General features: G+C 63.9%; 15 protein-coding genes and 1 pseudogene. 8 read left to right on the forward strand and 8 right to left on the reverse strand.

Going from position 1 to position 13,814, the window contains the following annotated elements; genetic code table 11:
* The first annotated feature begins 8 nt into the window (after nt 1-8).
* Both frr and ACQP1T_RS11560 read left to right on the forward strand, forming a co-directional pair.
* On the forward strand, nt 9-566 hold the full coding sequence (gene frr, locus ACQP1T_RS11555) for a ribosome recycling factor (RefSeq protein WP_040693344.1): 558 nt from the start codon (nt 9-11) through the stop codon (nt 564-566).
* Nucleotides 567-622: 56 nt separating this feature from the next.
* Nucleotides 623-1,735 (forward strand): phosphatidate cytidylyltransferase, encoded by a 1,113-nt coding sequence (locus ACQP1T_RS11560; RefSeq protein WP_433759930.1) that lies wholly within the window; start codon nt 623-625, stop codon nt 1,733-1,735.
* 39 nt (nt 1,736-1,774) lie between these two features.
* Here the strand turns inward: ACQP1T_RS11560 and ACQP1T_RS11565 are convergent, their stop codons facing one another.
* The gene (locus ACQP1T_RS11565) at nt 1,775-2,113 is read right to left on the reverse strand and encodes a LapA family protein (protein WP_433759931.1); all 339 of its coding nucleotides are present in this window, start codon (nt 2,111-2,113) and stop codon (nt 1,775-1,777) included.
* Nucleotides 2,114-2,292: 179 nt separating this feature from the next.
* Here ACQP1T_RS11565 and rlmN point away from each other — a divergent pair, with 179 nt between their 5' ends.
* Nucleotides 2,293-3,402, forward strand: a complete 1,110-nt coding sequence (rlmN, locus tag ACQP1T_RS11570) for a 23S rRNA (adenine(2503)-C(2))-methyltransferase RlmN (protein WP_062993455.1) — start codon at nt 2,293-2,295, stop codon at nt 3,400-3,402.
* A 738-nt stretch (nt 3,403-4,140) separates the two neighbouring features.
* Here rlmN and ACQP1T_RS11575 read toward each other — a convergent pair.
* Nucleotides 4,141-5,724, reverse strand: coding sequence for an ATP-binding protein (locus ACQP1T_RS11575; RefSeq protein ID WP_433759932.1), 1,584 nt, complete (start codon nt 5,722-5,724; stop codon nt 4,141-4,143).
* Between ACQP1T_RS11575 and ACQP1T_RS11580 the strand changes: the two are divergent.
* Nucleotides 5,705-6,016 (forward strand): annotated as a pseudogene (locus ACQP1T_RS11580) (23S rRNA (adenine(2503)-C(2))-methyltransferase RlmN); the annotation flags it as partial. The gene ACQP1T_RS11575 and the pseudogene ACQP1T_RS11580 overlap by 20 nt on opposite strands.
* Here the strand turns inward: ACQP1T_RS11580 and ACQP1T_RS11585 are convergent.
* From ACQP1T_RS11585 to ACQP1T_RS11595, 3 genes are all read right to left on the reverse strand, one after another.
* Nucleotides 6,009-6,962: a HipA domain-containing protein gene (locus tag ACQP1T_RS11585; RefSeq protein WP_433759933.1), complete on the reverse strand. Its 954-nt coding sequence runs from the start codon at nt 6,960-6,962 to the stop codon at nt 6,009-6,011. The pseudogene ACQP1T_RS11580 and the gene ACQP1T_RS11585 sit on opposite strands and share 8 nt — an antisense overlap.
* Before the next feature lie 114 nt (nt 6,963-7,076).
* Nucleotides 7,077-7,229, reverse strand: coding sequence for a hypothetical protein (locus ACQP1T_RS11590; RefSeq protein WP_433759934.1), 153 nt, complete (start codon nt 7,227-7,229; stop codon nt 7,077-7,079).
* Nucleotides 7,230-7,285: 56 nt separating this feature from the next.
* Entirely contained in the window at nt 7,286-7,603 is a 318-nt protein-coding gene (locus ACQP1T_RS11595; protein ID WP_433759935.1) for a hypothetical protein, read from the reverse strand.
* 144 nt (nt 7,604-7,747) lie between these two features.
* On the opposite strand from ACQP1T_RS11595, the gene ACQP1T_RS11600 reads away from it, so the two are divergent.
* From ACQP1T_RS11600 to ACQP1T_RS11610, 3 genes are all read left to right on the forward strand, one after another.
* Nucleotides 7,748-8,164: a CBS domain-containing protein gene (locus ACQP1T_RS11600; RefSeq protein WP_433759936.1), complete on the forward strand. Its 417-nt coding sequence runs from the start codon at nt 7,748-7,750 to the stop codon at nt 8,162-8,164.
* Nucleotides 8,165-8,295: 131 nt separating this feature from the next.
* A complete protein-coding gene (locus ACQP1T_RS11605; RefSeq protein WP_433759937.1) occupies nt 8,296-8,862 on the forward strand; it encodes a hemerythrin domain-containing protein in 567 nt (188 codons plus the stop codon).
* A 5-nt stretch (nt 8,863-8,867) separates the two neighbouring features.
* Nucleotides 8,868-10,982 (forward strand): catalase, encoded by a 2,115-nt coding sequence (locus ACQP1T_RS11610; protein WP_433759938.1) that lies wholly within the window; start codon nt 8,868-8,870, stop codon nt 10,980-10,982.
* A gap of 11 nt (nt 10,983-10,993) precedes the next feature.
* On the opposite strand, the gene ACQP1T_RS11615 is transcribed toward ACQP1T_RS11610, so the two are convergent.
* Together ACQP1T_RS11615 and ACQP1T_RS11620 are read right to left on the reverse strand one after the other, a co-directional pair.
* The gene (locus ACQP1T_RS11615) at nt 10,994-11,947 is read right to left on the reverse strand and encodes a TIGR03557 family F420-dependent LLM class oxidoreductase (RefSeq protein ID WP_433759939.1); all 954 of its coding nucleotides are present in this window, start codon (nt 11,945-11,947) and stop codon (nt 10,994-10,996) included.
* A gap of 90 nt (nt 11,948-12,037) precedes the next feature.
* Complete coding sequence (locus tag ACQP1T_RS11620) at nt 12,038-12,238, reverse strand: hypothetical protein (RefSeq protein WP_433759940.1); 201 nt, start codon at nt 12,236-12,238, stop codon at nt 12,038-12,040.
* A 207-nt stretch (nt 12,239-12,445) separates the two neighbouring features.
* Here ACQP1T_RS11620 and ACQP1T_RS11625 point away from each other — a divergent pair, with 207 nt between their 5' ends.
* On the forward strand, nt 12,446-12,703 hold the full coding sequence (locus tag ACQP1T_RS11625) for a cold shock domain-containing protein (protein WP_433759941.1): 258 nt from the start codon (nt 12,446-12,448) through the stop codon (nt 12,701-12,703).
* A gap of 33 nt (nt 12,704-12,736) precedes the next feature.
* Here ACQP1T_RS11625 and ACQP1T_RS11630 read toward each other — a convergent pair whose 3' ends face one another.
* A complete protein-coding gene (locus ACQP1T_RS11630) occupies nt 12,737-13,765 on the reverse strand; it encodes an alpha/beta hydrolase (protein WP_433759942.1) in 1,029 nt (342 codons plus the stop codon).
* Between the last annotated feature and the right edge of the window lie 49 nt (nt 13,766-13,814).

Below are 13,814 nucleotides of genomic sequence, written 5' to 3' on the forward strand. Positions count from 1 at the left end.
AAACGGTCGTGATTGAAGAAGCGCTCTTCGACGCCGAGGAGAAGATGGAGAAGGCCGTCTCGGTGGCGAAGGACGATCTCGGGTCCATCCGTACCGGTCGAGCGAATCCGGGTATGTTCCAACGGATTGTCATCGACTACTACGGTTCGCCGACCCCGATTACGCAGGTGTCGAGCATAACCGTGCCCGAGCCGCGGATGGTGGTGATCAAGCCGTACGAGCAGTCGACGCTCGGCGCGATCGAAACCGCGATCCGCAATTCGGATCTCGGTGTGAACCCCACCAACAACGGTGACATCATTCGGATCTCGGTCCCGCAGCTCACCGAGGAGCGGCGCCGTGAACTGGCCAAGCAGGCCAAGGGCAAGGGCGAGGACGCCAAGGTCTCGATTCGAAACGTCCGGCGCAAGGCGATGGACGAACTGTCGCGGATCCAGAAGGATGGCGAGGCGGGTGAGGACGAGGTCGGGCGCGCCGAGAAGGAGCTCGACAAGACCACCGCGAAATATGTCGGCCAGGTCGATGAACTGGTCAAGCACAAGGAAGCTGAACTGCTCGAGGTCTGAGGTCCGAGGCCGGATCTTTCGGGCCCGCTCGGGCGGGGGACGAACGGAACGACGAGTTGAGCGACGGGACAATCGTGGCCGAGAACGCCGCCGCGACCGGTGCGGCCGAGGAGCCGAGGCCGGCCAACGGCACAGTTGATGCGACGGACGGGCGCGCGGTCGATGCCGCGATTCCCGAAGCCGCACCTCCCGAACCCGTGCGCACCGAGTCCACGACATCCGAGGTCGCACGTCGGGAATCGTCGATGCCGGTGGCGTCGACCGGTCGGCCCGCGACTCCGGAACACGCAACCGCCGAGCCGGTGAATGCCCCAGCCCAGCAAGCGAACTCGGAGGAACCGGCAACTCCCGCCTCCCGCGCCGGCCGGAATCTGCCCGCCGCCTTGGCGGTCGGCTTCGGGCTCGGTCTCTCGCTCATCGCGATCCTGCTGTTCGTGCCGAAGGTATTCATCGGTGTCGCGGCCGCGGGAGTCGGCGTCGCCACCTGGGAGGTCGCCAAGCGGCTGCGGGAGGCGGATGTCCTTGTTCCACGGATCCCGCTCATCGTCGGTGGTCAGGCGGTGTTCTGGCTCGGCTGGCCGTGGGGCGCCAGCGGTGTACTGGGCGCTTTCGCCGCGACCACACTGATCTGCATGGTGTGGCGTCTTTTCGATCACGGCTTGCAGACCGCGCCGCGAAACTTCTTGCGCGACACCGCGATCACGATCTTCACCCTGGCCTGGATCCCGCTGCTCGCCTCGTTCGCGACGCTGCTGCTGCTCGAGCCCGACGGCAATCTGCGGGTGCTGACCTTCATGATCCTGGTGGTCTGCTCCGATGTCGGCGGTTACGTCGCGGGTGTACTGTTCGGGCGGCATCCGATGGTGCCCGCGATCAGCCCGAAGAAGTCCTGGGAGGGCTTCTGCGGTTCGCTGGTGTTCAGCGTGATCGGCGGTCTGTTGACGGTCACTCTGCTGTTGGAAGCCAATTCGATGATCGGCGTGGTGCTCGGCGTCGGCCTGGTTCTGGTCGCGACCGTGGGCGATCTGATCGAATCTCAGGTCAAGCGGGAATTGGGCATCAAGGATATGGGCACCCTGCTGCCCGGCCACGGCGGCATCATGGACCGTCTCGACTCGATGCTGCCGTCGGCTTTCGTGTCCTGGTTGGTGCTGTCCACCTTGCTCTGAGGTCATCCCATCCATGCGAAGCATGGACGGCACGTGCGTCTAACGCTTCGCCGCGCGCCGAAGCTGAATGATCCGCACCCCACCGACCAGCGCCATCACCAACGCACCCGCGATCACCGACAGCAGCACCAGGATGCCGACCGGCAGGGAGAAGCTCCAGAAGAACAGATCCACCTGCTGTTGTTCCAGGTTCTGCAGGATGAAGATCAGCAGCACGATGCCGATCAGCGTCGCGGTGACCAGCGCGACCCAGGTGTCGCCGGTTCTGGACTTCACCACTGACTTGCGACCGGTCGGCGCCACCGTTTCACGAGCGGTCGGCGCTGGCGCGATATCTCCGGTTCGCTCCGGCTCGGACGGCTCGACGTGACTGGTCATACGTCGATCATTGTCGATCGCTATCGCCGGTGCACGCATTTCCGTCCGCCGACTGGCATGTTGTGATCGAGGCAGAGCGCGCACGCGGTCCGATCGCAACGTGACCTTCGTCGCGTCGAGCGTCGTGATGGTCACCTTCGGTTCGGCCCGCACCCGCGAGATGGGACACTAGAGAGACTATGACCGTCTCCCTGCCCCTCGTCTTCGACGCTCCGCGCCGTGGCATGCCGCCGCGGCACCTCGCCGACCTCGATGCCGACGGGCGCAAGGCCGCGGTCGAGGAGCTCGGTCTGCCGAAGTTCCGTGCCGATCAGATCGCGCGCCAGTACTACGGCCGACTGCAAGCCGATCCGGACCAGATGACCGATCTGCCCGCCGCGGTGCGCGAAAAGATCGGCGCCGCACTGTTTCCGCCGCTGATGTCGGTGGTCAAGCATGTCGCCTGCGATGGCGGCGAGACGCGAAAGACCCTGTGGCGTGCGGGCGATGGCACCTTGCTCGAAAGCGTGCTGATGCGCTATCCCGACCGCGCCACCCTCTGCATCTCCAGCCAGGCGGGCTGCGGTATGGCGTGCCCGTTCTGCGCCACCGGCCAGGGCGGCCTCAACCGCAACCTCTCCACCGCCGAAATCGTCGACCAGGTTCGTGCCGCGGCCGCCGCCATGCGCGATGGCGAGGTCTCCGGTGGTCCGGGCCGCCTGTCCAACATTGTCTTCATGGGCATGGGTGAACCCCTCGCCAACTACAAGCGGGTGGTCGCCGCGGTTCGTCGCATCACCTCACCCGCGCCCGACGGCTTCGGTATTTCTCAGCGCAACGTGGTCGTTTCCACGGTCGGCTTGGCTCCGGCCATTCGTAAGCTCGCCGACGAGGACCTCTCGGTCACCTTGGCGGTATCGCTGCACACCCCGGATGACGAACTGCGCGACACGCTGGTGCCGGTGAACAACCGCTGGCCGGTCGCCGAGGTTCTCGATGCCGCCCGCTACTACGCCGACAAGAGCGGCCGTCGAGTGTCCATCGAATACGCGCTGATCCGCGATATCAACGACCAGCCGTGGCGTGCCGATATGCTCGGCGCGAAGCTGCACAAGGCCCTCGGCTCCCGCGTGCATGTCAATGTCATCCCATTGAACCCGACGCCGGGTAGCAAGTGGGATGCCAGCCCGAAACCCGTTGAGCAGGAATTCGTTCGGCGCGTCAACGCGCAGGGTGTTCCGTGCACGGTGCGTGATACGCGTGGTCAGGAGATCGCCGCCGCCTGCGGGCAGTTGGCCGCAGAAGGGTAATCGCTGACGGCTCTTGCCATGAGAGCCGTCAGCATCCACGATTCTGTCCCGTGGCTGAATCAACGGAGCATCAGTTCCTCGAGGAAGCGTTTCTGCGGACGCTGTCTGACTTCTCCTCAGTTGCCTATTCGGCATGACCGAGATGCAGCGTCGTACGTTCGATTTCGGCTGCAACCTCGAGCGTGACTGGACGTTGCCACTCGTAGGTCAGGTTGGATGGGGTAATCGAGGTGCTCTGGACAAGGATGTTCGAACCCTCTTCGCCGAGGGCGGGGCAGCCATTCGAGCCCTGGTCCTCAAAGAGTGGCAAGACTATTGCAACTACCATCGACCCACGGCGGGCTCGACGGTCAGACCCCGTATAAAGGACTACAACAGGAGACACGATTCGGGAACCGGGTGTAGTCGATCTTTGTTAGCGGCACAATCAGAGAACTACTCGAGATTGCTTGCGGCCGAGCAATTCTGAGCCCAGAGCAGATGAGCAGCTACTGGGTGTTTGGTCGGATGTGCGCATGCCTAACGAACCGGAAAACGGTGTGGATCTCGTTGTGCTCCCCTGCTGACGCGGAATGATTGTGTGAGCGCTGAGGTGAGCATCCTTGATGCGGGTCTATTGGGCAAGATCGCCTGGTTGGAACAGCCGAACTCAGGGTTACCGCAGCGGAACGAAACCTCCAGTAGCGTTTGGCACCGTCCGAAAAGCCTTCCGGCACTTTCGCAGTGTCCTGTCGATCATCACGGCTGGTCACTGTGAGGTCGCCAGGCTTCGAGGAGATCTGCCGGGGTGAATACCGCGTCGAGGTGTTCGGTGGTGACTCCGGACCGGGTGACGGCGATCAGGGGGACCGGTTCGTCTGTGAGGCGGTGGCGGTGGCGCTGGAGCGCGGACAGGTCGTGGTTATCAAAGGGCGAATTTTCCAGCCACTTTATGGACCCGAGGAATGCCAGTTCGTGCGCTACGGGTTCGCGGTCGGCCCCGATGATGTCGATTTCCACGTCGTTGCTGCGGGTCCAGTAGCCGCCGATTGCGGGTGTCGCCGGAATGGCGTGTGCAGGAAGCAGACGTGCGAGTGATTCCCGGACCAGCGGCTCTATGGCGCGGCCTCGCCAGCTCGTCCATCCGCGATTTATTCGTTCGAGGGTAAGGTCGGGGCGCATACGGTCCAATTCGGTGAGATGGGGACCGAGGAAGGTCAGCCAGAAGCGCAGATACGGGTCGGTGATCCGGTAGCGGCGTTCTTTGGAGGGGATGAGGCTGATCGGCAACTCCGCCGCGACGATGCCCTTGCTGGTCAACAGTTCCGTAGCCCGTGTCAGCGTCGAGTGCGCGATGCCGCCGGCCGCTCTAGCAATGTTGGTGAAGGTCCGTTCGCCGCTGCCGATTGCCGCCAACACCTGTCGTGCTTGGGTCTGGTCCGGAAATTCGGCGGCCAGTGACAGTTGTGCGGAAACGACCAAGGGGCTCACCGGGTCCGCCAATTCTCGGGCAAGGAATGCCCAGACATCCTCGCCCGCTCGCCAACGCGCTGCGATGACCGGTAGTCCTCCGGTCGCCAGCGTGGCGTCGAAGGCGGCTGCCGGTTCCAGACCGGTCATCGTCGCCACATCGGCTGGATTGAGTGGTCCTAGACGCATTTCGGTGCCGCGTTGGTGGAACGGCCGTCCGTATGAGGTGAGTGCTTGCATCATGGCGAGATCGGAACCGATGAGGATCAGCAGCACCGGTTTGCGTGAGAGTTCGCGATCCCAAGCTCGCTGCAGAATGCTCTCGAACGCACCTGCCGGATCCATGAGGTACGGCAGTTCGTCGAGCACCACCACACTCGGCTGGTCGTCCGGCAGGATGCCGGCGAGCTGGCGCAGCGCTGCCGTCCAGTTGCCGGGGAGTGCCTCGGCGAAGATATCGGCGTCCGGCAGCGAAGAACTGCGCACGGCGTCGACAAACTCGGTGAGCGGATCAGTGCCGAAGCCGATCTCGCTGGTGTGAAAGACGTTCGGTACTCCGTTCCGGTCCACGAACTCCTCTACCAATGCGGACTTGCCAATCCTGCGTCGCCCGCGCAAGATCAGGCAGCGTCCTGGCCTTGCTGTTCCGATTTCTGTCTGCACTTCGGCCAGTGTGGTCGCAAGTGTGTTCAGTTCGCGCTGTCGTCCGATGAAGTCGACCAAGCTACGCCTCCAAGGCTCACGGGTAGATACTATCGTGCGCGATACTATCGAACGCGATACTATCTGGCAGTTTGGCAACGTTGGTACAATTCGGTAGCTGCGCAGGTCGGCGACTTGAACACTATTTGCGGTGGGTGAACCCCTCGCCAACTACAAGCGGGTGGTCGCCGCGGTTCGTCGCATCACCTCACCCGCGCCCGACGGCTTCGGTATTTCTCAGCGCAACGTGGTCGTTTCCACGGTCGGCTTGGCTCCGGCCATTCGTAAGCTCGCCGACGAGGACCTCTCGGTCACCTTGGCGGTATCGCTACACACCCCGGATGACGAACTGCGCGACACGCTGGTGCCGGTGAACAACCGCTGGCCGGTCGCCGAGGTTCTCGATGCCGCCCGCGCCGTAGAACCGTATCCTGTTGGGACGCAAGGTAATAGGATCACGCTGGTGATTGTCGGAGCTCTTTGCGTCGTTCCGCGATGAGGGTTGCCAGGTGGCAGGTGGTTTTGTCGTCGAAGCCGATTTCTGCGACCCGGTGGGTCCACGATTCCGATGCGTCGACGATCCGTGCCAGGCTGCGGTTGATGGCCCGCGTGGTGACGCCGAGGCGGGTGGCCGCTTCCGCCCACCAGTGGTACGCGAGTTTTGCGTCGCGTCCGTATAGCGAAATGGCCATGGGGTCCGGCCAGTCGAGGTACGGCTGGGTGCAGAGCAGGTCGTAGGCGGGGGTGACTTCCCAGATGCCGTCGGAATTCTGGCGGATCGACAGGTTCTTGCCGTGCAGGTCGCCGTTGCCGATGAGGTAGCTGAATGCCGCGATTTCGAGCATTCGCAGGGTGGCGAGGGGAGATGAGCCACGGCCCGAGGTGACGGCGTCGGCAAGGGCTTCGATGGCTTCCTGCAACGTGATCCGATACTTGGCGGCGGGGTATCGGGCCAGGATCTGGCAGGCATCCTCTTGGGCGAGGCGGCGAATCTCGCCGTGCTCGACTCTGCGGTCGAACCGGCTGATGAGCAGCGCTGTGCGACCGTTTGCGTCGGTGGCGAGCTGATGGTCAGGAACTCGGATCCCGCACGCGTCGGCCATGTCGAGAAAGAAGTTCTCGTTCTCGACCATGAACGGGTACTGCGGCGGATTGAGTTTGAGAATGGCTGGGCCGCCCGTAGTGGAAATCGGAGTCGAAATCATTTGTGCGGAGACCTTGATCTGGACTCCGGGTAGCGCGGTGCGGTCGAGGGTGCTGCCGGGACTCATTGCGTTCGCGGCGCAATTGTCCGGCGAGCCGACCCGCACACTCGCGAGGCCGATCGAGCTAGCCGCCGACGACAGGTCATCAACAGTGCTATAGCAGCGATAGCACCGGCCTTCGACAGTTATGCACGTGCATCGCATCTAATCGTTGCGATCGCAACGTAAGACGCCGAAGGTTAGGAGCGTGCGGCATTCCAGCCCGAGCAGAGCAGGTCGAGGGATTCGATGCGGTCGGTCGCGGTAGAAGACGTGTTGTCAGAAGGCGGCGGCCTGCTCGTCCTCGGAGAGGCCGGCGGCCGCCGCCTGCCGGGTGGCGATGACGGTCTGGCCCAGCACATGCGCTTCCGGCTGGCCGAGGCCGAGATCGGTGGCCAGTGCGAGGGATGCGACTAATTCGGCCGAGCGCATCTCGGCCGTGGGTTCGTCAATGGCCTGCTGAGCGCACCGCCGATTGTGACTGCGGGTCAGTGGCCTCCCGGCTCGAGCAGTTCGCGGCCTTCGTCGGTCTTGACTCGGCGGTGCTCCGCGAGGATGAGTCCGCCGCCGCAGATGAGGCACAGGGCGGTGGCGATGCCCGCGACGATGGCCCAACCGGCGAATCCGTAACCTGCGGCGGTGAGCGTCAGTGCGGCACCGACCACGCCGAGCAGTACCAGGATGACGCCGGGCCAGTTGTGGGTGTCGGCGATCAATTCGCCCGCGTGATTTCTGGTGTGGCGTGCGCGGTCCGGGAAGTCGGAGCGCAGCCGGTCGGATGCGGGTTGGTCGGCTCCAGGGTTCATGGCGTCCTCTCCGTTCGGATGGATCGTCTCGTTCGAGCGGATACCCCAGATGTCCGGGGTCAATCAGGGCGGATCAAGGGTGTATCGGGTATCACGACGGGTACCGCGACACCGAATCTGCTTGCGACGAATAGGAGGACGACTATGACAACGGCGCGTGAACTGATGACCGAAGGTGTGCAGTGCGTGCGATCCAGCGATTCGGTGGTGGAGGCCGCCAAGCTGATGAAACAGCTGAGCGTGGGCGCGCTGCCGATCTGTGGTGAGGACAATCGGCTCAAGGGCATGCTGACCGACCGTGACATCGTGGTGAAGGTACTTGCCGAGAACAAGGATCCGCTCGGCGTCAATGCCGGGGAGCTGGCCGAGGGCACACCGATCACGGTGCAGGCGAGCACCGAGGCCGATGAGGTGCTCAATGTGATGTCCGTGCATCAGATCCGTCGGGTGCCGGTGCTCGACGGTGATCAGTTGGTGGGCATTGTGGCGCAGGCCGATGTGGCCGTCGCGCTCGGCAATGCCGATACCGGCGGCGTGGTGGAGGCAGTGTCGACGGACTGATCGCGACCCGAGAACCGGCTCGGCTTCGGCTCGTCCGCACTGCCTGGTCCTCAGGTGTGAGGGTGCCGCTCGGGGGTATGCGCGGACGAGAGGAGCCGCGGTGGCTCCGTCCCCGATCGAGGAGGTACGCAATGGCCACCGGTCAGAAGGAAGACGTCGTCACGCTCTTGCTGGCCCAGCACGAACTGATCAAGGGCCTGATCGAAAAAGTACAGCTCGCGCAGGGCGCGGCCAAGCGCGAGCCGTTCGAGGAGTTGGTCCGCACGCTGGCCGTGCACGAAAGTGCCGAAGAGGAGGTGGTGCATCCGGCATCACGGCGCGCGTCGGTGCCCGACAGCGTTGTCGACAGCAGGTTGCGCGAAGAGGAAGAGGCCAAGCATGTCTTGGTCGAGCTCTACGACATGGGTGTGCAGCATGCGGATTTCGATGCCAAGTTCCGATCCTTCGCCGAATCGGTCATCGAACACGCCGATATGGAGGAGAAGGAGGAATTCGACCAGCTGCGCCAAGAGATTTCCGCCAATGAGAGTGCGGTACTAGCCGATGTCGTGCGGGTCGCCGAGGCCGTAGCCCCGACCCGGCCGCATCCGGAGGCGGGGGAGTCGGCGCTGGCGAATATCGTTGTCGGACCGCCGCTTGCGCTCTTCGACCGGATTCGCGACGCGGTGCGCGATTGGCGCCGCAAGACCGAGGGGTGAACGGCATGACCGACGCTACGAACAGGAACGGCGCATCGAATGAGAAGCAGCGCCAATTGGATCGCTACCGGGTGGATCGTGAACAGGGAAAGCTGACCACCCAGCAGGGCGTGCGGGTGGACAGCACCGATGACGCCCTGAAAGTGGGAGAGCGCGGATCGACGCTGCTGGCCGATTTCCATGCCAGGGAGAAGATCACCCACTTCGACCACGAGCGGATCCCGGAACGAGTGGTCCACGCCCGAGGTGCGGGCGCCTATGGACACTTCCGCCCCTATGACGGCTGGCTCGGCGAATTCACCACTGCCCGCTTCCTCACCGATTCGAGCGTGGAAACGCCGGTGTTCGTGCGGTTTTCGACAGTCGCCGGCTCCCGCGGATCCGCGGATACCGTGCGCGATGTGCGTGGTTTCGCGACGAAGTTCTATACCGCCCAGGGCAATTATGATCTGGTCGGCAATAACTTCCCGGTGTTCTTCATCCAGGACGGAATCAAATTCCCGGACTTCGTGCATGCGGTGAAGCCCGAGCCGCACAACGAGATTCCGCAGGCCGCCTCCGCGCACGACACATTGTGGGACTTCGTCGGTCAGCAGCCCGAGACACTGCACGCGATCATGTGGCTGATGTCGGACCGGGCACTGCCACGCAGCTATCGCATGATGCAGGGCTTCGGTGTACACACCTTCCGGCTCGTCAACCGCGAGGGCCGAGGCACCTTCGTGAAGTTCCACTGGACCCCGAAACTCGGCGTGCATTCGCTGGTCTGGGACGAATGTCAGCAGATCGCCGGACGTGATCCCGACTTCAATCGACGTGATCTGTGGGATTGCATCGCGGCGGGCCAGTATCCGGAGTGGGAGCTCGGCGTGCAGCTGGTTTCGGACGAGAACGAATTCGGCTTCGACTTCGACCTGCTCGATGCGACGAAAATCATTCCGGAAGAACAGGTTCCGGTGCAGCCCGTCGGCCGCATGGTGCTGGATCGCAACCCGGACAACTTCTTCGCCGAGACCGAGCAGGTGGCCTTCCACACCGCCAATCTGGTGCCCGGCATCGACTTCACCGATGATCCGCTGCTGCAGTTGCGCAACTTCTCCTACCTGGACACCCAGTTGATCCGCTTGGGTGGGCCGAATTTCGCCCAGCTGCCGATCAATCGGCCGGTCGCCGATGTGCGCAATCACCAGCAAGATGGCTACGGTCAGCATGCCATTCCGCAGGGCGAGGCCGCGTATACCAAGAACAGCATCGGTGGCGGTTGTCCGGCACTTGCGGACACCGAAATGTTCCAGCATTATGCCGAGCCGCTCACCGGTTCGACTATTCGACAGCGCGCCAGCAGTTTTCGGGAGTACTACCGCCAGCCACGAATGTTCTGGCGCAGTATGTCACCGCCGGAGGCCGATCACATCATCGCCGCCTTCGCCTTCGAACTGGGCAAGGTAGAGCGGCCGATCATCCGGACCAGGGTGCTCGAACATCTGGTGCGGATCGAACCCGAGCTGGCCGAGCGGGTCGCGAGTGAACTGGGTATGCCAGTACCGCAATCGGACTCGGGTGATCGGGAGGCGGTGGTATCTCCCGTACTGTCGCAACTGAATACGGTCACCGACACCATCGCGACCCGCAAGATCGCGATCCTGGCCGCCGACGGTGTGGACACGCTCGGTGTACGCCGCATCAAAACGTGGTTGACCGACCGTGGTGCGGTACCCGAAGTGCTTGCGCCGCATGCCGGTACGTTGGGCGGCGACGGCAGTGACGGCGAAACCCTCACGGTGGACCGGTCTTTGGCCACCGTCGCCTCGGTTCTCTACGATGCGGTGCTGGTCGCGGGTGGAAAGCAGTCGGCCGACACGCTGGCGGGCAATGGCGCGGCGGTGCATTTCGTCCTGGAGGCATTCAAACACGCCAAACCGATCGGCGGTTTCGGTGCGGGTTTGACGCTGCTGCGGGTCGCCGGTGTCGTATCCGATGCCGATCAGGACGCGCGAGCAGGTGTCTTCACCACGACCGCCAACGGTGCGGGCGTGGCCGATGACTTCATCGAGGGTTTCGCGAATGCGGTTGCCCGGCACCGGGTCTGGAACCGGGCGACCGTCGCGGTACCGGCCTAGGCGGTCTCGGTTCAGCCCAGGGCCGGCTGGATCTCCTTCTCCCACGCGGTGAAGAAGCCATCCAGGTCGGGCCCGATCTGTTGGACGTACAGTTCGTCGACACCGGCATCGAGATACTGCCGAAGCTGGCGGATATGACGTTCCGGGTCGGGCCCGGTGGCGAAGTGGTCGCGGGTGGATTCGCGATCGATGAGGCTCATCGCGTCCTCGAAATCGCACGGCCTCGGCAGAGTTTGGGAAAGCTGGCCCGGCAGCAGCTCATTGGCCCAGAGGCGGTGTGCGGCATCCAGACCCGACTCCTCGTCGCGGGACCAGCTGACCTTGGCGCCTGCCTGGACCGGTTTCGCGCCGCCGCCCGCGGTACGGAAGGTGTCGACCGCATCGGCATCGGGCAGTACGGTGCAGAAGCCGTCGCCGATCCGGGCGGCCAATTGCGTTGCCCGCGGGCCGAATCCGGAGATGTAGATCGGCACAGGATTGTCGGGCAGGGTGTAGATTCTGGCGTCCTGCACGGTGTAGTACTCGCCGCGATGGTTGACGTTGTCGCCGCGGTGCAGCCGCCGGATGAGCTGGACCGCCTCCTCGAGCATTTCGAGTCGGACCGTGGGCGAGGGCCAAGGATCGCCGAGAATGTGCTCGTTGAGCGCCTCACCGCTGCCGACGCCGAGAATGAACTTGCCGTCGAGTTGGACCGCTGCGGTCGCGGCGGCCTGCGCGATGATCACGGGATGGATGCGGACGGTGGGGCAGGTGACCGCGGTAGTGATCGGTAGGTCGGTGGCCTCCGAGAGCGCCCCGATGGTGCCCCACACGAAGGGGCTGTGGCCCTCGGCGTCATTCCACGGATGGAAATGGTCGGAGATCCACAGCCGTTCGAACCCGGCCTGTTCGGCGCGTTTGGCCTGCTCGACGAGTTCTTTCGGCCCGAACTGTTCGCTGGCTAAGAAGTATCCGAAGGTGACCATGTCGGCCGCTTACCCAGGTTCGCCCGCGATATTCGACGCATGCGAATGGGCCCCGGATCGAAATGACCGGGACCCGTTCGACAGGTGGAGCTAGCTGCCGCTGTGGCTGTGCTGGCCACCCTTCTGCTTGGCCGCCGTCGGCTGTGCCAGGGCGCCCTTACGACCGGCCTCGTGCGGGTCCGCGGCGTTCTTCTGGCCGAAGCTGCCGGTGCTGGCCTTTCCGCCCTTGCTGGCCTGCTCCTGGGTGTCCTTGCGATTGCCGAACTGCCCGGGGTTCTTCGGATCTGCCATGGTCGGCACTCCTTTTCGGTAGTTGGAACTATCTGCGGCCCCGGTTCGGACCACATCTGCGACCTACCCCGGATCCGCTCGACTAATCGAGTCGATGTCCCCGCTCCTGCCTCGATTTCGTGCCCTGAAAAGTGGCGTTTACCAGTCGTATTCGCGGGTAGGACCAATGCGGGGGTATCGCCGATTCCGACCTCGTGGAGGCCTACGATGAGCAGCGTTATCGATCCGACCTCGGTATGGCTGACCGGTACGGTGGCCTGGTTCGACGAACAGCGTGGATTCGGCTTCATCGATCCCGACGGTGTTCGGCAGCGGCCGGTTTTCGTGGAATACAGCCGTATCGATGTGCCGGGCTATCGCGCACTGGCGGAAGGTCAGCCGGTGCGCTACCTGTGCGATCCCGAGGCATATGGCCGCGCGGCGGCGGTGGTGCGCCCATTCCCTCCGCAGTTCAATCCGTTGTGATCACGGAAACTGAACTGCCGCAACTAGATCGAGCTATCCGACGACCGACTTCATCCAGTCGATGACGGCGGCCTGATACTGCGCGGTGTTCCGTGCGAGATTCACCGAATGTCCGCTGCCGGGCAGCACGAAGGTGCGCAACCGTGCCGCCGGACTGAAAAACGCGGCCTCCGCGGCTTGCAGTGTCGCGCTATCGGCGCAGATCGAATAGGCGGGTCCGCACGACAACCGGTCCAAACTGCCATTGACCAGCATGACCGGAGCGGTGATGAAGGTGGACATACCGGGCAGCGTGGAGGTCAGTCCGTCGGGGTATTCGGTGAGCGAGAAGGTTTCCTTGGTCGCCTCATCGATCGCGAGCACCTGCGGATCGAAATTATCCGGTCCGAAGAAATCACCGGCGCGGGTGCCCGGCCGAGTCACGAGATAGCCCGAATCGTATCCGCGGCTGGCGAATACAGGATCCTGCACCGCTTGGTAGTAGGTGCCGATCACGCCGAGGACGTCCGGCACGCTCAGGGTGTGTGAGTATCCGGTGAGCAGCACGCCGTCGACGTCGTGATAGGTGGTGGCCTCCATGACCGAGGTGCCCGAACTCAGCGAATGACCACCGGTGACGACCTTGCCGAACGGTTGTGCGCCCGCGAGTCCGTGGCGCAGGGCCTGCACAATGTTGTGCAAGGCTTCCGCGGTGGCTGTGGCGGTCAGTGACATGCTCGGCGGACGAGTGCTCGCGCCGTTACCGAGTCGATCGGCCACCAGCGTCGCGTAGCCCGCGGCGTTCATCGCGCGCCGGAAGCTGTAAGTCTCTGGGGCGTAAGGGAAATCCCAGTAGGTGTGGTTGTAATTGGAGCCCGCCATCAACACCATGACGGTGTCGGTCGGCCGGTCCGGCAGGCACAGGGTCGCGCCCAAGCTCCCCTGCGGCACCGGGAAGGAGATCTCCTGACAACGGTCGGGTGCGGCGGCCGGATCGGCACCGGCCGTGCCCGGTACCACACCGAGCATTGTCGCCGCCGCGGTGGCGGCCACCAGCATCCGGGCGTAGAGCTTCTTCGTCACCGCGTTCCCTCCGAATGGGAAATATCGTGCGCCGCGCCATCTTCTGGCG

The organism is Nocardia sp. CA-135398, assembly GCF_050955845.1.
In the GTDB taxonomy this organism is placed as follows: domain Bacteria; phylum Actinomycetota; class Actinomycetes; order Mycobacteriales; family Mycobacteriaceae; genus Nocardia.

Bases quoted from the DNA above. Each gene is read 5' to 3' on its own strand.
- ACQP1T_RS11565 (WP_433759931.1), bottom strand. From the start codon at position 2,113: ATGACCAGTCACGTCGAGCCGTCCGAGCCGGAGCGAACCGGAGATATC.
- rlmN (WP_062993455.1), top strand. From the start codon at position 2,293: ATGACCGTCTCCCTGCCCCTCGTCTTCGACGCTCCGCGCCGTGGCATG.
- ACQP1T_RS11585 (WP_433759933.1), bottom strand. From the start codon at position 6,962: ATGCGATGCACGTGCATAACTGTCGAAGGCCGGTGCTATCGCTGCTAT.
- ACQP1T_RS11590 (WP_433759934.1), bottom strand. From the start codon at position 7,229: ATGCGCTCGGCCGAATTAGTCGCATCCCTCGCACTGGCCACCGATCTC.
- ACQP1T_RS11595 (WP_433759935.1), bottom strand. From the start codon at position 7,603: ATGAACCCTGGAGCCGACCAACCCGCATCCGACCGGCTGCGCTCCGAC.
- ACQP1T_RS11600 (WP_433759936.1), top strand. From the start codon at position 7,748: ATGACAACGGCGCGTGAACTGATGACCGAAGGTGTGCAGTGCGTGCGA.
- ACQP1T_RS11605 (WP_433759937.1), top strand. From the start codon at position 8,296: ATGGCCACCGGTCAGAAGGAAGACGTCGTCACGCTCTTGCTGGCCCAG.
- ACQP1T_RS11610 (WP_433759938.1), top strand. From the start codon at position 8,868: ATGACCGACGCTACGAACAGGAACGGCGCATCGAATGAGAAGCAGCGC.
- ACQP1T_RS11615 (WP_433759939.1), bottom strand. From the start codon at position 11,947: ATGGTCACCTTCGGATACTTCTTAGCCAGCGAACAGTTCGGGCCGAAA.
- ACQP1T_RS11620 (WP_433759940.1), bottom strand. From the start codon at position 12,238: ATGGCAGATCCGAAGAACCCCGGGCAGTTCGGCAATCGCAAGGACACC.
- ACQP1T_RS11625 (WP_433759941.1), top strand. From the start codon at position 12,446: ATGAGCAGCGTTATCGATCCGACCTCGGTATGGCTGACCGGTACGGTG.